The sequence below is a fragment of the Lolliginicoccus suaedae genome (assembly GCF_008312885.1).
Lineage (GTDB): Bacteria > Actinomycetota > Actinomycetes > Mycobacteriales > Mycobacteriaceae > Lolliginicoccus > Lolliginicoccus suaedae.
In genome coordinates this window covers 703,072-722,910 of sequence record NZ_VSSO01000001.1, presented here as the reverse complement: position 1 = coordinate 722,910, position 19,839 = coordinate 703,072, and the positions used below count along the sequence as shown (strand labels likewise).

Genomic DNA, 19,839 nt, shown 5'->3' with positions numbered 1-19,839 from the left:
ATGGGCAACGATGCGGATGCTCAGGGTGATGGGCTGCATGAGGGCGCGGCGCTCTTCGCGCGCTACGCCTACCCGCCGAATGCCCTTGGCTACTGCGGGCCATCCGACACCCGCCAGACTGTGGCGCACCTGGGAGGTGGTGCTGTTTCGGGGGTTGCTGAGCGGGAGGTGACCGAGCAGTGGGCGCGCAGCTTCGATGGCGCCTGGCCGTACCTGCACGCCATCGCTGAGGGAGCCGGTCGTGGTGGCCTTTCGGACGGCCGACTGGGCGGCCTGGACGGCCGACTGGGTGGCCTGCTGGCCCCCGAGATCGTCGAGGCTTATTGGCTCGGCAACCCGCTCCTCGACAACCTCGACCCCCACAAGCTCCTGGACCAGCTGCGCCGCGACTTCGCCCACCAGACCGGCCACATCCTCCACGACATTCACCAAGCCTGTGCGCACCACACCTTCCACGTGCTCACCGTCTACCCCTGGACGCGATTGCTCGGCCACGGCCCCGCTGCCCTCGCCATCCTCCAGAAATGCCGCATCCGCTGGGGCACCGTCACCGCCGTGAACGAGACCACCGCCACCGTCACCACCCAGCCGCTGACCTACAACGGCCAGCTCACCCTCGACGACCCCACCGAGGAAACCGCGACCTGGCGCAGCCCCGGCACCACCCTCGCCCCGCGACCCAGCGTCGGCGACCACGTGGCGCTGCACTGGGACTGGATCTGCAGCCCACTCAACGCGACCCAGCTCGACGCGCTCCAGCACTACACCGACGTGAGTCTCGGGATCGCGAATGAATGGCTGCGCGGGCGGGAGTAGGGGGCGGATCACACTCTGACTAGAATCACTACGCTGCAGGCATGCGACTTCCAACCGCGCCGAAGTCCTTGGCGAGCCATGCAGTCCGCGCCGAGCGTGCTGCGCGTATCCGCGATCCGCACGTCGAGCCGATCAACTCCCTCATCGATGAGATCGCCCGCTCCACCGGTTACCCGGCCCTGCCCTACATCGATCCCACGTTCGGCGGGACCAGGGCGCGCGCTCTGATGGTTCTCAAAGCCCCCGAAGCCGATGCCGACCCCGACAAGGCCGGCACACGCCTGCTCAGCATCGACAACGATGACACTGGCGCTGCGAACCTCTTCGATGCATTCGCCCGCCACGGCATCGATCGAACCGGCATCAAGCCGTGGAACATCTGCCCGTTTCCCATCGCGGGCGACAAACCGACGGCAGCGGAGCGGCGCGAGGCCGCGCCCTACACACGCAAGGTCCTCGCCATGATGCCCAATGTGCAGTTCATCGTGACGCTTGGAGCCGCGGCCCGTGACGGATGGAAGCCCCGCTTGCTCCACCCCACCCGCCAGCTCACGATCATGGCGGGCGCCTCGCCCTCGCCGCCGGGTATCAACCGTGCTGAGCAGCGGTCATCATTCGAGGCAGCCATGCGGCAGCTCGCGGATTGCCTTCGCTAGACGGGGCGCGATCCTCCTGCCGGAACCCGCGGTGCCCGCTAATCTGTCATCCGTGGCAAACATCGAGGTGAACGACCGGACCGTGACCATCCGGCTCAGCACGCGCGAGAAGATCGCGGGCCTGCACGGTGATCTCGTCATACCCCGCTCCCGGATCCGCAAGGCCTACGCTGCCGCGAACGGATTTCGCGAGCTCCCCGGCATGCGTGCGCCCGGCACCGGCCTGCCCACGATCATCGCGATGGGCACCTGGCGCGGCAAGGGCAAGACCTACTCCAACGTCACCCGCGGAGAGGCACTCGTCCTCGACCTGCGCGACCACGAGTACACGCGAGCCGTCATCACTACTCCCGACGCGAGGGCGATCGCCGCACAGCTGGGGTAGGTGTTTCGGGGGTGCGTGATCCCCGCTAGTGTGCGAAAAACGACAGGTTTCGGCGCTGGGGGTGTCGTTTCTCGCACACTGGTGGGCCCGTGGCGCTCGTGCTCTAGCGGCACGCACACTCGCCCCGAGGAAGGTCAGCCCCGGGAAGGGAGCGGACCGGCCGTCCCGGGCGCGAACAAGGCGAACGGCCCGCGGCGCGGCAACACGATCCCAACCAGTCCCCGCAACGCCGAGACCGTGAAGTTGGCGTAGTCGAAGCGGTCGCGCCACACGGCGATCCGCCCGTCCCGCAGCTCGAATGTGCCGCACACCCAGAACTCGGTACGGAACCGGCCAAGGCTGAGGGCGTCGGTGCGCTCGGTGAGCACCGCATGGCGATCACCGCCGATGTGGCGGAACTGCACATCGAAGCCCATCCGGGCCCGCTCCATGAGGCCGATCGCTCGGGCGAAGTTCTCCTTGCCCCGCACCTTGGGGAGCGACACGTTGTGCCAGACGAAGTCATCCGTCACGTAGTCCAGTGCCTCGTCGAAACGCTCGTCGCGCAGTGCCGCGAGAAACGCGACCACTACAGCTGTGCTTGCGTCGTCCATTCGGGAACCCCTTGTCGTTCGATCACGCTGTCGCGGCAGCATCCTTGCGCCATCCTGGCAGGCGATCGACCATCCGCGCACCGGGAATCCGATCGACTACGCGGCCGAGCCGGTCGAATGCCCCATCGATCGGTGTCAGCGAGCTCAAGCCGCTGAGCCCGGCCCGCACATCCAGCAATGCCATCAGCGGCACCACCGTATCGAGATGCCCATTGAGCGAACCAACGTGAGGTATCGCCCCGCCCATGTTCCCGTTGAGCTCCTCGAGCATGGGTAGTGCCTTCTCCAGGTTCGTCGCCAGGTCCCGGCCCATCGCTAGCAGATCGTCGAGCTGGGGCAGGACCTTCCGCAGGACCTCCGCGAAGACATGGATATCGTCGAGCAGCCGGATCGCGAGCGCCAACGGCGGGAAGGCCGCCACAGGCGCCGGCAGAATAGTGACAGTCATGCAATCCCCCGGAAAGCGTTGTGCACCAGCACCCCCTCGCGGTGCCGGAATTGCAGCCGAGGCTACCAGCGGGAATCACTGCATCCCGGGGAGGAACACGCGCTGCGTCGGCGTGTTGGACAGGATCGGAGCGCGTGTCCAGGCAGTGCTTCTGTGGAAGCCCGCCCAGCTGTGCCGCACGCCCCGTGACAGTGCGAAAAACGACAGGTTTCCGCGCTGGAGGTGTCGTTCTTCGCACACTGGTCGCCAGGGTTCGTTTCAGCATGTTCTTGTCGGGCCCCGGTGGTTAGATCAGTGGTGCTAGGCGAGGCAGCGTCGAGGCGGGCAGCATCGGAGAGCAGGGAGGCGCAACGGGCATGGCAGCGAGCGAGCAGGAACCAGCGGTGCATGTGGCGGATAGCCATGATGTGATCCGTGTGCAGGGCGCGCGGGTGAACAATCTCAAGGACGTCGATGTCGAGATCCCGAAGCGCCGGTTGACGGTGTTCACGGGGGTGTCGGGCTCGGGGAAGAGCTCGCTCGTCTTCGGCACGATCGCGGCGGAGTCCCAGCGCATGATCAATGAGACGTACTCCGCGTTCGTGCAGGGGTTCATGCCCGCGCTGGCGAGGCCCGAGGTAGATGTGCTCGAGGGCTTGACGACGGCGATCATCGTGGACCAGGAGCGCATCGGGGCGAACGCGCGTTCCACGGTGGGCACGGTGACGGACGCTAACGCGATGCTGCGGATCCTGTTCAGCCGCCTCGGTGATCCGCACATCGGCCCGCCTAACGCGTACTCGTTCAATGTGCCGTCGGTGCGGGCGAGTGGTGCGATCACCGTGGAGCGGGGCGCGGGCAAGACCAAGACCGAGAAGGCCACATTCGACCGCCTCGGCGGCATGTGCCCGCGCTGCGAGGGCATGGGCAATGTCACTGATTTCGACCTGACCGCGCTGTTCGACGAGTCCAAGTCGTTGAACGAGGGCGCGCTGACCATTCCCAACTACAGCATGGACGGCTGGTACGGACGCATCTTCCGCGGATGCGGATTCTTCGACCCCGACAAGCCCATCGGCCGCTACAACAAGCGAGAGATGCACGACCTGCTCTACAAGGAACCCACCAAGGTCAAGGTCGAAGGCATCAATGTCACCTACGAAGGCCTGATCCCGCGCATCCAGAAGTCGATGCTGTCCAAGGACATCGATTCCGTGCAGCCGCACATCCGCGCATTCGTCGAACGCGCCGTCACTTTCACCACCTGTCCCGAATGCGAGGGAACCCGGCTCGCCCCCGAGGCACGTTCCTCCCGCATCAATGGCGTCAACATCGCTGATGCGTGCGCCATGCAGATCACCGACCTCGCCGCATGGATTCGCGACCTCGATGCGCCCGCGGTCGCCCCGCTGCTCGGCAAGCTTCGCCACGCCCTCGACTCGTTCGTCGAGATCGGCCTCGGGTACCTGTCCCTCGACCGACCGACGGGCACCCTCTCCGGCGGCGAGGCGCAACGCACCAAGATGATCCGCCACCTCGGCTCCTCGCTCACCGATGTCACCTATGTCTTCGACGAACCCACCATCGGACTGCACCCTCACGACATCGCGCGCATGAACAACCTGCTGCTGCGGCTACGCGACAAGGGCAACACCGTACTCGTCGTCGAGCACAAGCCCGAGGCCATCGCCATCGCTGACCACGTCATCGACCTCGGGCCCGGGGCAGGCACGCACGGCGGCACCATCTGCTTCGAGGGCACGATCGACGGGCTGCGGGCCAGCAATACCCTCACCGGTCGGCACCTCGACCACCGCGCCACCATCAAGCCCGCTGTGCGCACCGCGACCGGCAAGCACGAGATCCGCGGTGCCAGCTCCCACAATCTCAACGATGTTGACGTCGACATCCCCACTGGGGTGCTGTGCGCCATCACCGGAGTTGCCGGATCAGGCAAGAGCTCGCTCATCCACGGCTCGCTCGCCGACCGCGACGGCATCATCACCATCGACCAGGGCGCCATCAAGGGATCCCGACGCTCCAACCCCGCCACCTACACCGGGATGCTCGACCCCATCCGCAAGGCATTCGCCAAAGCCAACGGCGTCAAGCCCGCGCTATTCAGCGCCAACTCCGAAGGCGCCTGCCCCACCTGCAACGGCGCCGGGGTGATCTTCACCGACCTCGCCATGATGGCCGGAGTCGCGAGCACCTGCGAGGACTGCGACGGCAAGCGGTTCCAAGCTGCTGTGCTCGACTACCACCTCGCCGGGCGCAACATCGCCGACGTCCTCGCCATGCCCGTCGCCGAGGCAGCCGAGTTCTTCAGCGCCGGCGATGCCCGTACCCCCGCCGCCCACACCATCCTCAAGCGCCTCGTCGACGTCGGGCTCGGCTACCTCACCCTCGGCCAGCCGCTCACCACCCTCTCCGGCGGCGAGCGGCAACGCCTCAAGCTCGCCACCCACATGGGCGGCAAGGGCCACACCTACATCCTCGACGAGCCCACCACCGGCCTCCACCTCGCCGACGTCGACAACCTCCTCGCGCTGCTCGACCGGCTCGTCGATAGCGGCAAGACCGTCATCGTCATCGAGCACCACCAAGCCGTCATGGCCCACGCCGACTGGATCATCGACCTCGGCCCCGGCGCCGGTCACGACGGCGGCAACATCGTCTACCAAGGCACCCCTGCCGACCTCATCGCCACCCCCACAACCCTCACCGGGCAGCACCTCGCCGCCTACACCGGGAAGTAAGGGAGCTAGCAGATCGTCAGAACGGGCCACCCGGGCCACCAGCAGGACCAAGCCAAGGAGCAAGCAATGGCACCGTTCGTCGGCAGCCCAACGATCGAAAAGTGGGCGCGCAATAACGGCTTCAGCGCCCCCAATGTCTACGTGGACGCCACACCGCCGAATATCCGTCAGGCACTGGGAGAATCACGCCAAGGCCTCTACTTGCTCGAGTTCACCAACAATGACATATATATCGGCATCGCCAGCGACATGTCCCGCCGCCTGCCGCAGCACCGCACCCGGTGGCCCGACATCGAGACAGTCCGGCTGCAGCACTCTGGCGATGCAGAGCTGCGGGTCATCGAACGAGATCTCGTGCGCAATGCCCAATCACGCGGCATTGTGGTGCGCAATCGCGAGCACGCGCACGGTCATACCGGGCCTTCGACTCTCGACCAACTCGTGCCCGTTGCCGAGCAAGAAATCTGGCGGCGCGATCCCGCCCAAGCGAACAACGCAGATGCGGCTAGTCTGATCGATCTCGGTCCGAGCCAGCTCGCGGCGCATGCTCACGATTTCCATCGTTTCCGCGAACTACCCGGCCACGAGGAGCTGCTCCGGTTCCTCGGCAACTACCTCATGGCCTGCGTACCGCTACCGCGCAGGACCGAAGGTACCTTCTGGACTGTCAGCTGCTTCCCCTCCTCGAACAAAGCCCGAGTGTTCTGCGTCTCCATGGCAGGCATGGAGACTCTCTTCTGCTACCACGATCCAGAATCCGCGACCTATGGCGCCGCCATGTTCGTCGATCGGCGGAAGCTCGCAGCAGCACCGTGGTCGCGAATCTCCACCAGGATCCGCGGAATCAAGCGCACCGAGCAACGGCACAAGTATGCCGGGCCATTCGAGCAAGGACTACGCGCGGACGGCCTGGCCAGCATGAATGCAGTGCTCCAGCGATCCGACATCATGGCCGCAGCCGCATCGTTCAACCTGGACCTCATGCGAAAGAGGCAGTCGGCCTACAAGCAATCGCACTGCAGGCAGCTTGCTGAGGCCGCCCTGGAGGCAGCAGCACATCAGCCGTAGCACCCACCCGGGCCACCATCGCCCCCTGCACCGCGACCCCGTGCCGAATACAATTGACCGATGGGTGTTGCACACGATCTTGTCCTGCTGACCACCGATCCGCAGTCGGGGAAGTCGTACATCTCGAGCACCGTGTCGGATGCCGTTCTCGGTGGAGCGTTGATGCTCGATCTGATCGCAGCAGGGCGGTTGGCCATGAAGGGGGAGGGCCGCCGTGCACGCGTGCAGGTGCTCGACAAGCGGCCCCTCGGCACGCCCCTGCTCGATGACGCGCTTGGTAGGTTGGCCGACCGCAAGCCGCAGAAGTCGGCGAACGCGGTGACGCGCCTGGGCAAGCGTGCCCAGCGTGAGGTCTATGGGGAGCTCGCCGAGCAACGCGCCGTAGCAAGGCGCAGGGTGAAGATCCTCGGATTGTTTCCGACCACCCGCCACGACGTGCTCGATACTCGTCGGCGCAGCGATCTTGCCTCGAGCGTCAAGGCATGCCTGCTGCGGGGAGCCCGGCCCGACGAGGTGACGGGTCCACTCATCGCGCTGCTCTCCGCCGCCGACATCATCAAGCCGCTCGTGGGGAAGCGGGATGCCAAGACCGCCAGGGCGCGGGCGAAGAAGATCGCGGCGGGCGATGGTTCCACGGAATGGGCGAGCAAGGGAGTTCGCGAAGCTGTGCAGGCAGCCAATGCGGCAGTCGCGGCCGGTGTGGCTGCTTCCGTCGCTGCGACTAGCGCATCCGGCGGGGGCTAGGCGTGCCCGGCTGCCAGCGCCACCATCCCCACCGGAATCTGCTAGTCAATGTCACGGACAGGCGAGGTGTGTCGCGGCGTGTCGGGTGACAATAGCTAGCAAATCTCGAAGAGCCATCCGAGCCCGGACCACCATCGCGGGGACGTGAGCACCCAAGCCCACCGCCGGGTTGTACGCTTCGCGCATGACGACCTCGAATGCGCTCGAACCCGCGCAGCTCGCGCGGCTGCAGGAACTCGTGGACTCAGGCGTGCTGCAGGAGGACCAGCGCGACGCGGTGGTGGAGGCGCTGGTAGCGGCCCATCGGGAGGAGCGCGAGCATTCCGTGCGGCGGGTGCTCGCCGAGGTCGCGGGCTATATCGGCGGCGCTCTGGTCGTCGCGGGCGCGGTGCTGTTGCTCGGCCTGGCGTGGGACGAGCTGTCGCGTGGCGCGCGGGCGCTGATCCTCGGCATCACCTCACTCGTGCTGATTTCCGCGGCGGTGGGCTTCGCCGGTGGATTGCGGGCATTACCGTCTGATGGTGGCTCGGCGCGGGAACGCCTCGGTGCGGTGCTGTTCGCGGGTGCGTCGGTGACGATCGCGTTCGCGTCGGGCACGTTTGTCACCAGCGAGGCGGCGATGTGGGCGGGCCTCACGGGTCTCGTCGTAGCGGTGTGCGCCTATGTAGCGATGCCGGCGCTCGTGACGCTGGCAGCATGCGCCGTGATGGGCGTGGTCGCGGTTGTGGGGACGCTCGGGGAGCTCAACATTGGCGAGGAGTTCCTGGCGGTCGGGCTGGTCATCCTGGGCATCGGATGGCTGGTGCTCGCCACCCGCTCGGTGGTGGCCCCCGCGTGGGCGGGCTACCTCGTGGGTGTCGTCATCGCGGTGATCGGTTCGCAGATCGCGCTAAGCGCAGACTCCGAGGCGTGGGCGTACTCGCTGGCGGCAGTAGTGGCGGTTGCCTGCTTCGTAATGTTCGTCGCGACGCGCTCGCCGATCCTGGTACTCGGTGGTGTGATCGCTTCGGCGCTCGCCGTGTCCGAGGCGGTGTGGCACTGGACCGGCGGCGCGATCGGGGGAGCAGCGGCAGTGCTGATCGCAGGCGCGGTGCTGCTCGTGGGCAGTGCGATCGGGTTGTATCGCGCGCGGGTCGACGACTGAGAGCAGAACGTCCTTGAGCTTGTGATCCACGCCACACTGCGTACGGTGGAGGAAAGACTGTTGATCAAGGAAAGGCGTGCATCATGGCCAGGTTCTGGACACGTTCCCTAGCAGCTGGAGCAGCGGCTCTCGCGGTGCTCGCAGGCGGTGCACCGGTGGCCATGGCGCAGCCCAGCACCGGGCCTACCTGCTCGGTCAGTCCGGGCGATCCGGCTGCGACGGTGAACGATCTGCGGTTCGGTTGCTCCGTCGCGGAGTATGACGCGCTGTACCGCGCGCTCGGTCCGGGCACTATCCCGCAGAACGTGACGGCCCAGGGATTCGTCAAGGGTAATCCGGTCGCCGAGCTGGTGTGGCAGGGCAAGGTGTTTGGCACCGGCACCGTTGCGAACCGTGTCGTCGGCCTGGAGGTGTTTCCCGCCTCGGTGAGCGTGGGCCCGTCGTTCGCCGATGGGGCCCCGGCCATTTTGATCGACTACGCCGGCGGGCCGCTGGGCTTCATCCGCGATGAGATCCGCCAGGTGCAGCCGGGTGTCTACATGGGCTTCGCCTATGACCGCTCCGGTGCCCCGCGGGTGGTGGAGCGGTTCATCCTGGTGCTGTGATCCGCCACCGATCGTGAAGATCTGGCCACACGGGAGGTCGCTGGATCTTCACGATCGTGCCGCCAAGCAGAACCGTCAGTCCCGGCTCTCGAGGTATTCGCGCCAACCACCGTGCGCGGAGATGTCCTCCCCGGTGGGGTCGCTGCACCCGAATCCAGTCACCCAGGTCCCGTCAGCGAGCTCGATCTTGCCGAGCGTCATCGGCGGCGGCAACGCGTCGAGGAACGCTCCGAGCCCGGCCGAGGGGATCTGCCATAGCTCGCCGGCGAGGCTGGTGCTTCCGGTGCGGGTGACGGCGGGCTTGGGAATCTCGGTGGGCAGTGCCTGCATGGTGTAGCTGGGGCTGGTGGTGATCTCGCTGATGAAGCGCCCGCCGTGGGTGATCATCTGGTGGTTGAGGGCGAGCCCGCGCATGTGCGCGCCGAACAGCGCGACGTCGAGACCAACGGCGGGGTACAGCGGTGCCTCAGTGCCGGTGAGCAGCGCGGCGATATCGATGCCAACCTGGTCCTCGAAGGCCCGCGTGACGATGGTGACGCCGAAGCGTCCGCCGTCGGCCTCGCCGGCAGGAACGGCGACCCCGGCCATGTCGAGCAGGTTGAGGAAGTTGGTGTAGGTGCCCATGCGGGAGTTCGCGCCGATCGGGTCGGCCTGGACTTCCTCGATGGTGGGGTGCCCGGGAGCGGTCGGCACGAGCATCGCATCGAACCCATTGAGGACAGCGAGAGCACGCAGTCGGAGCGCGCGCAGGTGTTGCTGGTCGCGCACCAGGTCGCGGGCCGGGATGTCCTTGGCCTTCATGGTGATCGCGCGAACGGTCGGATTGATCCCGCTGGCCAGGTCCTCGGAGAGCCTCTCGATGGTCTCGCCGAACGCGGCGTAGCGCTCGGCGACGAGCGCACCGTCATACAGCAACCTGGCGGCCTCGAGGAACGGGGTGATGTCGAGTTCCTTGAGGCGCGCGCCGCTTGCTTCGAGCATCCCTGCTGCCTGGTCGAACAGTTCGCGGGCGGCAGGCGAGAGGGCCGCAAGGTTGTCAGCGGTGGGCACGGCAACTACAGGCTCGGGGGGCGCGGCGAGGGGAGCGGTCGCGGGCCACGCGCGGGAGGCAGGATCGTGGTCGCCGGGTCCGGTCATCACTCGTAGAGCGCGCACAGCCTCGGGCAGGGCCGGGGCGAAGACGGTCACGCAGTCATAGGACGGGCAGGCGGGCACGACGCCATCGACGGGCACGAGCCCAAGGGTGGCCTTGATGCCGACGATTCCGTTGAGCGCGGCAGGCACCCGACCGGACCCTGCGGTGTCGGTGCCGAGAGCGAGGTCGGCGATGCCGAGGGCCACGACGACCGCGGAGCCGGAGCTTGATCCGCCGGAGATCCGCTCGTCATCATGCGCGCTGCGGCATGGACCATACGGGCTGCGGGTGCCGACGAGGCCGGTGGCGAACTGGTCGAGGTTAGTCTTGCCGAGAACCAATGATCCAGCGTCGATGAGCCGCTGCGCCGCGGTCGCGGTGCTCTCGGGGATGTGGGCGAATCCCGGGCAAGCGGCGGTGGTTGGCAGCCCAGCGATATCGATGTTGTCCTTGACCGCGAATACTGTTCCGGCAAGCGGCAGGTGCTCGCCTTCCTCGACGCGGGCATCGATGCGCAGCGCGTCGGCGAGGACGTCGTCAAGGGGGCGCAGGTGTATCCATGCCTCGGGACGGTCGGTCTCGGCGATGCGCGCGTATGCCTGGCGCGCGCGATCCTGCGCGGTGGTCATGGTGCCCTCGATCCCACTAGTTTCTGTCGACTGACAGATAGTAGTATCTGGGCGGCGTGTGACACCCGCGTGAACCCGGTATTACTCCTCGTTGCAGTGTGCCGCGCGGCTGGGTAACAGCTAGCGGTTCCGGACTAGCGCTTCCGGCCTCGCGCGAAGTAGGCGATCGGTCCGATGAAGTTGATCGCGATGATCGCGGCCCACTTGCCCTTGGAGCCGTTGACCTCCTCGGTTGGCCTGCACGCGAGGTCCGCCCACGCCGAGACGGCCAGGCTGAGCTGGACCGAGGCCGCTCCGAGCAGGACGCCACGCTGGGTGGGGGTCAGGTCATTCCATGATGCCATCGGTGCATCCTCGTTCCCGGTCGGAGTGATACCAGTTCAAACCTACCGAGCCATGGATCCCGCGGTAGGGCCGAATGGCCTTCATGCTCATTCCAAGCGGGTCAGCAATCCAGCCGATTCCCGCCGTAGCTCGTTCCAGTCGCCGGTCCAGCCGAGCGCGCGGATCACGGCATCGGCAGTGCGGCGTGGTTCCTCGGCCGTGCCCACGTTGTCCCAGCGGAGGTTGACCAGTGTCTCGACGAGGCGCAGCGGGATGTCCTCGCTCGCATCAGGCAGGTCGTGGGCACCGTTGCGCGCGAGCTCGTCGAGCACGCCGGTGGCGAGCTGCCGGTAGGTGGCGCGTAGTGCCTCGCGGGCGGTGACGAATTGCGCGAACCGCTCGGTGCGCAGCTCCGGCAGCAGGTAGAGGGCGCCGATGTTCCACTGGCTCTGCCAGAGCTGCGTGCCGTCGAGCAGGGCGGTGGCGTGCAGGCGGGCGGCGGGGGACGCGGTCTGGCCCGCGATCGTGGTGGCGGCCTCGACCATGGGAGCTACGGTCGTGCTGAGCAGCGCTTCGAGGATGTCGTCCTTGGTGCGGAAGTAGTGATAGAGGGTGGCTTGGCGCACGCCCACCGCGTCGGCGATGCGCCGGGTGGATGTCGAGGCGTAGCCACGGTTGGTGAACAGCTCCGCCGCGGCGTCGAGGATCTCCTCGCGAGCGGTCTCGCCGGGGCGCTTGCGGTCGCTCAGCCGCGGGCGGCCAGCGCCTTGGGCAGGCGCGGGGGGCTCCGTGGTGGACGCGTGCTCGCTGGAGGTTGTCACGGCGTCCATCTTGGCAGGTGCGCTATGCGGAGGCGGGTCCACCACGCGAATCGTGAACGTCTAACCACCTCTCACGTGGCTGGACTTTCACGATCGGAGGTGGCTAGATCGGCGCGCGGGCGCCTCCCAGGTTTTTCCCAGGAAGCCCACCTATGTTAATTGCATGCGCAACAACAAACTGGTCATCGTGCTCGCCACCGCCGCCGTCCTGATCGTCGGCGTCATTGTTGTCGGTCCCTGGGCGTACGGGAGGTTCGTCGTCGGCGAGCAGCCCGCTGAGCTCGCGCTTCCGGCCCAGGCACAGTCCTCGGACTCGAGTGCTCCCGACGACCTCGAGGGGGAGTGGCGCGTCGGCCCGGGCTCCACCGCCGGGTACCGCGTCGACGAGGTCCTGTTCGGGCAGAACGTCACTGTCGTCGGCCGCACCGAAAGCGTCACGGGCTCGGCCAATGTGTCCGGCGGCATCCTTGAGGGCATCGAGGCCACCGTCGACATGGCGTCGGTGGAGACCGATGATGAGCGGCGCGATGGCCAGTACCGCGGCCGGATCATGGACACCGACACGTATCCGGTATCGACGTTCGTGCAGACCGAGCCTGTTGATCTTCCCGAGGGCAGTGGGCCGTCCACTGTCCCGGTCACGGGCGAGCTCACGGTGCGCGGCGTTACCCGGACCATCAATGCTGACCTCGACGTCCAGGCCGAGGGTGACTCCGTGGCCGTGGCTGGGGGCATCCCGGTCGTGTTCGCCGACTATGCGATCCCCGAGCCGAGCATCGCTGGCATCACCGTCGAGGACAGCGGCGTCATCGAGTTCCTGCTGGTTCTCTCGCCTCGCGAATAGTGAAAGTCCAGCCACCTCCTGCGTGGCTGGACTTTCACGATCGGAGCACCAGAGCTAGACGCGCGCGCCCACCGGCTCGGGGGCTGCCGCCACAACCGCGTCCACGGGCTGGCTAGCCGGAGCGACAGGCTTGCTCGCGAGCGCCACCACAAGGTAGGCGGCCAGCGATGCCCCGGCGGCGAGGAAGGTGGACCAGCCGTCCATCGCGGCGGTGAGCAGGCCATTGTCGAGGTAGAGCAGGGTGTTGTCCACGCCGTAGATGGTGGGGGTGAGGACGAACAGCCCCACGCGAACGACCACTCCGGTGACGATCGCGGCCATGGCGGCGGAGACGGTGCCGCGGGAAGTCCAGTACAGGCCGAGGATGAACGGCACGACGAGCCCGGCGAGCAGCAGGTCGAAGGTGAGCGTGAGCAGGATGCCGGTCTGGGGGATGCGCAGGGCCACGAACGCGCCGAGCAGGGCCATGGGGATCATCGCGATGCGGGTGGCGGTCATGGCGTGCGCGGTGTCGAGGGAGGCGGTGCGCCCGAGCTGGAGGATGTTGCGGGTGATCACCGCGGAGCAGGAGAGCAGCACTCCGCTGGCGGTGGTGAGCGAGGCGGTGACGATGCCGGAGAGCACGATAATGGCGAGCACCGGCGGGGCGTAGTCGCTGAGCAGGGTGTAGAGGATGGGGCCGTTGGCGACCTCGTCACCGAGGATGGTGACGGCGGTCAGCGCGACGAGGGAGAAGGGGATGCAGATGGCGAGGATGAGGGCGGCGCCGCCGAAGCAGGCCTTCTGGGCGGTGCGGGGGCACTTGGAGGCGAAGATGCGCTGCATGAGGTCGATGGCGACGAGGTTGCCGAGGGCGAGGGCGACGATGGTGGCCCAGTTGATGACGGCGCCCTCGTCGGCGCTGGTCAGCTGCGAGAGGTCGAGCGGGCCCAGTCCTGCGGGGGCGGAGAGGCCGTAGGTGGTGACCATCCAGCCGAACAGCGCGAGCATGCCGACGATGTTGACGACGATCATGCCGATGCCGACGTAGCTGGAGGAGAACATGCCTCCGGCGATGGTGTAGCAGATGACGATGGGGATGGCGATGAGGATCGCGGCGGTGTAGGGGATGCCAGCGAAGCGGTCGAGGAGGAAGCCGAGCGCGACGAGGTTTCCGGCGACGAGGATGCCGAACGCGAGGACGGTGAGGATGGCGGCGGGTATCTCGATGCTGCGGCCGAATCGTCGCTCGAAGAAGTCGGGGAGGGTGACGATCTGGTACTCGCGCATGGGCTTGGCGAAGAACAGCCCGGCGATGATGAGGCAGAGCGCGAGGCCGATGGGCAGTGCTGCTCCGGCCCAGAAGCCGAACGCGGCGGAGAGGTCGGTGTTGCCGAGGATGCCGTTGGAGTCGATGGCCTGGGAGGCGAGCAGGATGGCGACGACGGGGACGGCGAGGGTGCGCCCAGCGAGCAGGTAGTTGTGGCTGGAGCCCTGGACCTTCCGGGCGGCGTAGACACCAGCCATCAGGAGCGCGAGGACGAAGAGTGCTACTCCGGCAATGATCATGGGATTCCTCATCGGTCGGTCGGGCGAGGCAGCGTCGCTGGGCCGAGTGGCTGGCAGCGAGGCAGGGCACCGCAGGGGTACCTGTCGAATGACAGAAACCTACGACCGTGGGTGATTCGAGTGGTTTCGCGGCGGTAAACCTTCCGTTAATGCGGGTCCGTGATTGCTTTACAAAAGCACTGGCCCGCATCGGTTTTGCCGGTCCACCACGGTCGAAACATGCTGGAAACCAACGGTTACCCGGACGTCACCCAGCGGGCTCGCGGATGGGAAAAACTATCAACTGACAGATATTCGTCGTTGAAGGACGCGCCATGACCACGACCACCACCGCAGGCACCACCACAGCCACCACGCGCGGCGCTCGCGAGCACGCCCGCGCCCAGGCCGGCACCACGAGCGACTCCATGCCCACCATTCCCGCCACCGCCTGGCCCACCCCGCCGCCAGGCGTCGACGCGAACCGGCTCACCTGGGCCGAGCAGCTCGCCGGCGGCGGCTACACCACCAAGGTGCTCGCCCGCGGCACTCGGCTGCGCCTCACCGACACCATCGGCAACGCCTGCGCCCACCTGCTGCTGTTTCACGCCGACCAGCCCTGGGAGCGGCTCAACGTCGCCGATACCGTCAAGATCCCCTGGCAGGCCTACCTCGGCACCGGCCACCCCCTGCTCACCGACCAAGGCCGCATCATCGCCAGCGTCGTCGCCGACACCTCCGGCAAGCACGACCTGCTGTGCGGCACAACCACCCTCGCCGCCAACACCGCCAAGTACGGCGACGGCACCGTGCACTCCGCCTCCCCGGCCGGGGTCGAGCTATTCACCCTCGCCGCGGCCAAGCACGGCCTCGACCGCCGCGACCTGCCACCGTCGTTCTCCCTTTTCCATGGCATCCGCGTCGCCGAGGACGGAACGCTCGTCAGCGAGGGCACCGCCGGCCCCGGCGCGCACGTCGAGATCCTGCTGCACCTGCCCGCGATCGTGCTGATCGCCAACACCGCGCACCGCCTCGACCCCGATCCGGTTTTCGCCACCACCGGGCTCGAGGTCCTTGCTTGGACGGCTCCCGGTGATCTCGACGACCTGCCCAGTACCGACCCCGAATATCTCCGCGCGGTGGCCAACACCGACGACTACCTCGCCGCGCGCGGCACCCTGTGAAGGAGACACACATGAGCACCGTCCTTGACCAGACCGTCCCCGCGCGCGCCCCCTGGTCCGCGATCATCACCGCCGGCGACACCCTGACCATCATCGATCTCGAGGGCAACCAGGCCGTCGACTGCATCCTCTACGACGCCGCCGACACCACGCTGCGCTACAGCGCGCCCGAGACCATCGCCGCGCAGGGCAACGCCTACCTTGGTATGGGCAGCGTCCTGCGCACCGCCGACGGCGCCCCGCTGATGACCGTCACCCACGACGACTGCGGCCGCCACGACACCCTCGGAGGCGCCTGCTCCCAGGAATCGAACACTCTGCGCTACGGCCACCACACCAAGCACCAGCACGCCTGCGTGGAGAACTTCCTCATCGAGGGCAGCAAGTGGGGCCTCGGTAAGCGCGACCTCGTCTCCAACATCAACTGGTTCATGAATGTCCCCGTGGATCCTGATGGCACCCTCGGCATCGTCGATGGCATCTCCGCCCCCGGCAAGAAGGTGTCGCTGCGCGCCGAGACCGACACGCTGGTGCTCGTGTCGAACTGCCCGCAGATCAACAACCCCTGCAACGGCTTCAACCCCACCCCTGTCCGCATGGTGGTGACCCGCGCATGAAAGCCTTCGACACCCTGCTGATCGCCAACCGCGGCGAGATCGCCTGCCGCATCATCCGCACCGCCCGCGAGATGGGGCTGCGCACCGTCGCGGTGTTCTCCGACGCCGACCGCGGTGCCGCCCATGTCCGCATGGCGGATGAGGCCGTGCACATCGGGCCGACCCCGCCGCGCGAGTCCTACCTGAATGCCGAGGCGATCCTCGCCGCCGCGCGCAAGACCGGGGCGGGAGCCATCCATCCCGGCTACGGGTTCCTCTCCGAGGACGCGGCATTCGCCGAGCAGGTCGAGGCCGAGGGCATCGCGTTCGTCGGCCCCACCTCCGAGCAGCTCCGCGTGTTCGGCACCAAGCACACCGCCCGCGCCGCCGCGGCCGAGGCCGGGGTCCCCATGATCGCCGGAACCGACCTGCTCGCGAGCGCCGAGGATGCCGTGGTCGCCGCGGAGTTGATCGGCTACCCGATCATGCTCAAGGCCACCGGTGGTGGCGGCGGCATCGGCATGCAGGTGTGCCGGGACGACGACGAGCTGATCGCCGCCTACAGCAACGTCGCCCGCCTCGCCTCGCACAGCTTCTCCACCACCGGGGTCTTCGCCGAGCGCTACATCCAGGACGCCCGCCACATCGAGGTGCAGATCCTCGGCGACGGCACCGGCAACGTGCTCACCCTCGGCGACCGCGACTGCTCGCTGCAGCGCCGCAACCAGAAGGTCATCGAGGAAGCACCCGCGCCCGGCCTGCCCGAGCACCTCCGTCGGCAGCTGCACGACACCTCCCGCGCGCTCGCGGAATCCGTGCGCTATCGCAGCGCTGGCACTGTCGAGTTCGTCTACGACCCCCACCGCGGCGAGGCATCGTTCCTCGAGGTCAATGCCCGATTGCAGGTCGAGCATCCCGTCACCGAGGCCGTGACCGGGGTCGATCTGGTCCGCATGATGCTCGAGCTCGCGCAGGGCCAGCGCCTCGATGCGATCACCGAGCATGTGACCCGCGTTCCAGTGCGGGGCCACGCCGTGGAGGCGCGCGTCTACGCCGAGGACCCCACGCGCGACTACCTGCCGTCGGCGGGCACGCTCACCAACGTCGAGCTGCCCACCGGTTCGCAGGTTCGCGTGGATGCGTGGGTGGAGACCGGAACCGTAGTCTCCACCGCCTACGACCCCATGCTCGCCAAGATCATCACCGCCGCCGAGGACCGTGCCACCGCGTTCACCGGGCTCGGCGAGGCGCTGCGCCACACCCGCATCGACGGCATCGAGAGCAACCTCGGGCTGCTGCGCGCCATCACCACCGTGCCCGAGGTGCTCGCCGCCGAGCATCACACCGGAACCCTCGCGCACGTCACCGACCCCGAGCCGCGCATCGTCGTCGAGCGCCCCGGCATGCAGACCACTGTCCAGGACTACCCCGGCCGCACCGGGCTATGGCAGATCGGCGTCCCACCGAGCGGGCCCATGGATGACCTGTCCTTCCGCCTCGGCAACCAGGCGCTGGGCAACGACGAGGGCCTGCCCGGCCTCGAATGCACCGCCACCGGCCCCGCACTGCGATTCACTGACGCCACCACCGTGTGCATCACCGGCGCGGAAGCCCCCGTCACGATCGACGGCAAGCCCGCGCCGATGTGGGAGCCGATCACCGTCCCCGCGGGCGCGACCCTCGACATCGGTGCCAGCGAGGCGGGCCTGCGCACCTATGTGCTGCTCGCCGGCGGGCTCGATGTGCCGGAGTACCTCGGCAGCGCGTCGACGTTCACCCTCGGGCAGTTCGGTGGCCACGGCGGACGCGCGCTCGCCAAGGGCGACGTGCTGCGCGCCCGTGGCACCACCGCCGGCGGCACGCCGATCACTGAGCGTCCTGTGTTCGCCCACCACTGGGAGCTCGCCGTCACCGAGGGCCCGCACGCCGCGCCGGAGTTCTTTACCCGCGAGGACATCGCCACCCTGCATGCCACCGACTACGAGGTGCATTTCAACTCCGCCCGCACCGGCGTCCGGCTGATCGGCCCCAAGCCACGCTGGGCCCGCACCGACGGCGGCGAGGCAGGGCTGCACCCCTCCAACATCCACGACAACGCCTATTCGGTCGGTGCGCTCGACTTCACCGGCGACACCCCCATCCTGCTCGGCCCCGACGGGCCCAGCCTCGGCGGATTCGTCTGCCCCGTCACCGTGGTCGCCTCCCAGCGATGGAAGCTCGGTCAGCTGCGTCCCGGCGACACCGTCCGCTTCGTGCCCATCAAGTCCACCGATGCGGCCTCCCCGCGCGCCCTCGACGCCACCCGCTGGACCACTAGCAGCACGGGTGGCGACGGCGACGACGGCTTGCTCCACCGCGAGGCCGACCGCGGCGACCTGCCATCGCTGGCCTACCGCCGCTCCGGCGACGACAACGTGCTCGTCGAGTACGGCGACATCACCCTCGACCTCGAGCTCCGCGCCCGCGTCCACGCCCTGCACACCCGTCTGGAGCAAGCCGCGCATCCCGGCATCCTCGACCTCACCCCCGGCATCCGATCGCTCCAGGTGCACGTCGACCCGGACGTGCTGCCCGTCCCGAAGCTCGTCGGGCTGCTCCGCGAGCTCGAGAACGACATCCCCGCCGCCAGCGAGCTCGTCGTGCCCAGCCGCACCGTGCGGCTGCCGCTGTCATGGGACGATCCCGCCACCCGCGAAGCGATCGAGCGCTACGTGTCCGGGGTGCGCTCGGATGCGCCCTGGTGCCCGTGGAACATCGAGTTCATACGCCGCATCAACGGCCTCGCCACTGTCGAGGAGGTATTCGACACTGTCTTCGATGCCGAGTACCTCGTCCTCGGCCTCGGTGATGTCTACCTCGGCGCGCCCGTCGCCACCCCGCTCGACCCCCGCCACCGGCTCGTCACCACCAAGTACAACCCAGCCCGTACCTGGACGCCGGAGAACGCCGTCGGCATCGGCGGCGCCTACCTGTGCATCTACGGCATGGAGGGACCCGGCGGCTACCAGTTCGTCGGCCGCACCACCCAGATCTGGCAGCGGCACGCGAAGACCCCCTGGCTGCTGCGCTTCTTCGACCGCATCCAGTGGTACCCCGTCTCGCCCGAGGACCTGCTCGACATGCGCGCAGACATGGCGGCGGGCAGGTTCGAGCCCGACATCACCGAAGGCGAGTTCTCCCTCGCCGAGCATCGCCGGTTCCTCGCCGACAATGCCGACTCCATCGCGAGCTTCCGCGCCCAGCAGGCCGCCGCGTTCTCCGCCGAGCGTGATGCCTGGGAAGCCTCCGGCGAGTTCGACCGCCAGGACGCCGCCGTGGACATCCCCGCCCCCACCGAGGACGTGGTGGTGCCCGAGGGCGGCGTGCTCATTGACTCCCCGTTCATCGCCAACGTGTGGAAGATCAACGTCGCCCCCGGTGACGAGGTGGCGGAGGGCCAGCCATTGCTCGCGCTCGAGGCCATGAAGATGGAGACCGTCCTCACCGCCCCGCGCGCCGGGATCGTCGACCAGGTGCTCGTGGGCACGGGCACCCAGGTCGCGGCGGGGGAGGGCGTCATCGTGATGCGGTAGCGGCCCCTGG

Annotated in this window: 18 protein-coding genes; 12 read left to right on the top strand and 6 right to left on the bottom strand. The window is 67.8% G+C overall.

The genetic code is table 11. From position 1 onward, the window contains the following. The 3 genes from FXO18_RS03305 to FXO18_RS03295 are packed head-to-tail and all read left to right on the top strand — an operon-like array spanning window position 1 to window position 1,857. Complete coding sequence (locus FXO18_RS03305) at window positions 1-816, top strand: DUF6390 family protein (RefSeq protein ID WP_149359624.1); 816 nt, start codon at window positions 1-3, stop codon at window positions 814-816. 41 nt (window positions 817-857) lie between these two features. Then, window positions 858-1,472 (top strand): uracil-DNA glycosylase family protein, encoded by a 615-nt coding sequence (locus FXO18_RS03300; protein ID WP_149359623.1) that lies wholly within the window; start codon window positions 858-860, stop codon window positions 1,470-1,472. Between the two features lie 52 nt (window positions 1,473-1,524). Continuing rightward, complete coding sequence (locus tag FXO18_RS03295) at window positions 1,525-1,857, top strand: hypothetical protein (protein ID WP_149359622.1); 333 nt, start codon at window positions 1,525-1,527, stop codon at window positions 1,855-1,857. A 134-nt stretch (window positions 1,858-1,991) separates the two neighbouring features. On the opposite strand, the gene FXO18_RS03290 is transcribed toward FXO18_RS03295, so the two are convergent. Together FXO18_RS03290 and FXO18_RS03285 are read right to left on the bottom strand one after the other, a co-directional pair. Next, a complete protein-coding gene (locus FXO18_RS03290) occupies window positions 1,992-2,450 on the bottom strand; it encodes a limonene-1,2-epoxide hydrolase family protein (RefSeq protein WP_149359621.1) in 459 nt (152 codons plus the stop codon). Window positions 2,451-2,472: 22 nt separating this feature from the next. Beyond that, a complete protein-coding gene (locus FXO18_RS03285; protein ID WP_149359620.1) occupies window positions 2,473-2,898 on the bottom strand; it encodes a hypothetical protein in 426 nt (141 codons plus the stop codon). A gap of 356 nt (window positions 2,899-3,254) precedes the next feature. Between FXO18_RS03285 and FXO18_RS03280 the strand changes: the two genes are divergently transcribed. From FXO18_RS03280 to FXO18_RS03260, 5 genes are all read left to right on the top strand, one after another. Continuing rightward, window positions 3,255-5,636 (top strand): ATP-binding cassette domain-containing protein, encoded by a 2,382-nt coding sequence (locus FXO18_RS03280; protein ID WP_149359619.1) that lies wholly within the window; start codon window positions 3,255-3,257, stop codon window positions 5,634-5,636. 66 nt (window positions 5,637-5,702) lie between these two features. After that, window positions 5,703-6,704, top strand: a complete 1,002-nt coding sequence (locus FXO18_RS03275; protein ID WP_149359618.1) for a GIY-YIG nuclease family protein — start codon at window positions 5,703-5,705, stop codon at window positions 6,702-6,704. 60 nt (window positions 6,705-6,764) lie between these two features. Then, window positions 6,765-7,448: a GOLPH3/VPS74 family protein gene (locus FXO18_RS03270; protein WP_149359617.1), complete on the top strand. Its 684-nt coding sequence runs from the start codon at window positions 6,765-6,767 to the stop codon at window positions 7,446-7,448. Window positions 7,449-7,632: 184 nt separating this feature from the next. Further along, complete coding sequence (locus tag FXO18_RS03265; protein ID WP_149359616.1) at window positions 7,633-8,592, top strand: hypothetical protein; 960 nt, start codon at window positions 7,633-7,635, stop codon at window positions 8,590-8,592. 155 nt (window positions 8,593-8,747) lie between these two features. Then, window positions 8,748-9,197 carry a hypothetical protein gene (locus tag FXO18_RS03260; protein ID WP_187774153.1) on the top strand — a complete coding sequence of 150 codons (450 nt, stop codon included), beginning with the start codon at window positions 8,748-8,750 and terminating at the stop codon, window positions 9,195-9,197. Window positions 9,198-9,272: 75 nt separating this feature from the next. Here FXO18_RS03260 and atzF read toward each other — a convergent pair whose 3' ends face one another. The 3 genes from atzF to FXO18_RS03245 all read right to left on the bottom strand — a co-directional run bounded on the left by atzF (window position 9,273) and on the right by FXO18_RS03245 (window position 12,106). Continuing rightward, a complete protein-coding gene (gene atzF, locus FXO18_RS03255) occupies window positions 9,273-10,961 on the bottom strand; it encodes an allophanate hydrolase (protein WP_149359614.1) in 1,689 nt (562 codons plus the stop codon). A gap of 134 nt (window positions 10,962-11,095) precedes the next feature. Beyond that, the gene (locus tag FXO18_RS03250) at window positions 11,096-11,305 is read right to left on the bottom strand and encodes a hypothetical protein (RefSeq protein WP_149359613.1); all 210 of its coding nucleotides are present in this window, start codon (window positions 11,303-11,305) and stop codon (window positions 11,096-11,098) included. Between the two features lie 87 nt (window positions 11,306-11,392). Next, the gene (locus FXO18_RS03245) at window positions 11,393-12,106 is read right to left on the bottom strand and encodes a TetR/AcrR family transcriptional regulator (RefSeq protein WP_235900413.1); all 714 of its coding nucleotides are present in this window, start codon (window positions 12,104-12,106) and stop codon (window positions 11,393-11,395) included. Between the two features lie 163 nt (window positions 12,107-12,269). Between FXO18_RS03245 and FXO18_RS03240 the strand changes: the two genes are divergently transcribed. Next, on the top strand, window positions 12,270-12,950 hold the full coding sequence (locus FXO18_RS03240; RefSeq protein ID WP_149359611.1) for a YceI family protein: 681 nt from the start codon (window positions 12,270-12,272) through the stop codon (window positions 12,948-12,950). Window positions 12,951-13,004: 54 nt separating this feature from the next. Here the strand turns inward: FXO18_RS03240 and FXO18_RS03235 are convergent, their stop codons facing one another. Beyond that, complete coding sequence (locus FXO18_RS03235; RefSeq protein WP_149359610.1) at window positions 13,005-14,498, bottom strand: sodium:solute symporter family protein; 1,494 nt, start codon at window positions 14,496-14,498, stop codon at window positions 13,005-13,007. A 314-nt stretch (window positions 14,499-14,812) separates the two neighbouring features. On the opposite strand from FXO18_RS03235, the gene FXO18_RS03230 reads away from it, so the two are divergent. The 3 genes from FXO18_RS03230 to uca are packed head-to-tail and all read left to right on the top strand — an operon-like array spanning window position 14,813 to window position 19,829. Continuing rightward, window positions 14,813-15,661 (top strand): urea amidolyase associated protein UAAP1, encoded by an 849-nt coding sequence (locus FXO18_RS03230; protein ID WP_149359609.1) that lies wholly within the window; start codon window positions 14,813-14,815, stop codon window positions 15,659-15,661. A gap of 11 nt (window positions 15,662-15,672) precedes the next feature. Continuing rightward, complete coding sequence (locus FXO18_RS03225) at window positions 15,673-16,278, top strand: urea amidolyase associated protein UAAP2 (protein WP_149359608.1); 606 nt, start codon at window positions 15,673-15,675, stop codon at window positions 16,276-16,278. After that, window positions 16,275-19,829 (top strand): urea carboxylase, encoded by a 3,555-nt coding sequence (uca, locus tag FXO18_RS03220; protein WP_149359607.1) that lies wholly within the window; start codon window positions 16,275-16,277, stop codon window positions 19,827-19,829. Before FXO18_RS03225 ends, uca begins: the two co-directional genes overlap by 4 nt. Window positions 19,830-19,839 lie beyond the last annotated feature (10 nt).

Excerpts from the sequence above, each read along its gene's own strand:
- FXO18_RS03225 (WP_149359608.1), top strand. The coding sequence starts at position 15,673 with ATGAGCACCGTCCTTGACCAGACCGTCCCCGCGCGCGCCCCCTGGTCC.
- FXO18_RS03285 (WP_149359620.1), bottom strand. The coding sequence starts at position 2,898 with ATGACTGTCACTATTCTGCCGGCGCCTGTGGCGGCCTTCCCGCCGTTG.
- uca (WP_149359607.1), top strand. The coding sequence starts at position 16,275 with ATGAAAGCCTTCGACACCCTGCTGATCGCCAACCGCGGCGAGATCGCC.
- FXO18_RS03280 (WP_149359619.1), top strand. The coding sequence starts at position 3,255 with ATGGCAGCGAGCGAGCAGGAACCAGCGGTGCATGTGGCGGATAGCCAT.
- FXO18_RS03250 (WP_149359613.1), bottom strand. The coding sequence starts at position 11,305 with ATGGCATCATGGAATGACCTGACCCCCACCCAGCGTGGCGTCCTGCTC.
- FXO18_RS03275 (WP_149359618.1), top strand. The coding sequence starts at position 5,703 with ATGGCACCGTTCGTCGGCAGCCCAACGATCGAAAAGTGGGCGCGCAAT.
- FXO18_RS03270 (WP_149359617.1), top strand. The coding sequence starts at position 6,765 with ATGGGTGTTGCACACGATCTTGTCCTGCTGACCACCGATCCGCAGTCG.
- FXO18_RS03230 (WP_149359609.1), top strand. The coding sequence starts at position 14,813 with ATGACCACGACCACCACCGCAGGCACCACCACAGCCACCACGCGCGGC.
- FXO18_RS03290 (WP_149359621.1), bottom strand. The coding sequence starts at position 2,450 with ATGGACGACGCAAGCACAGCTGTAGTGGTCGCGTTTCTCGCGGCACTG.
- FXO18_RS03235 (WP_149359610.1), bottom strand. The coding sequence starts at position 14,498 with ATGATCATTGCCGGAGTAGCACTCTTCGTCCTCGCGCTCCTGATGGCT.
- FXO18_RS03300 (WP_149359623.1), top strand. The coding sequence starts at position 858 with ATGCGACTTCCAACCGCGCCGAAGTCCTTGGCGAGCCATGCAGTCCGC.
- FXO18_RS03265 (WP_149359616.1), top strand. The coding sequence starts at position 7,633 with ATGACGACCTCGAATGCGCTCGAACCCGCGCAGCTCGCGCGGCTGCAG.
- FXO18_RS03240 (WP_149359611.1), top strand. The coding sequence starts at position 12,270 with ATGCGCAACAACAAACTGGTCATCGTGCTCGCCACCGCCGCCGTCCTG.
- atzF (WP_149359614.1), bottom strand. The coding sequence starts at position 10,961 with ATGACCACCGCGCAGGATCGCGCGCGCCAGGCATACGCGCGCATCGCC.
- FXO18_RS03305 (WP_149359624.1), top strand. The coding sequence starts at position 1 with ATGGGCAACGATGCGGATGCTCAGGGTGATGGGCTGCATGAGGGCGCG.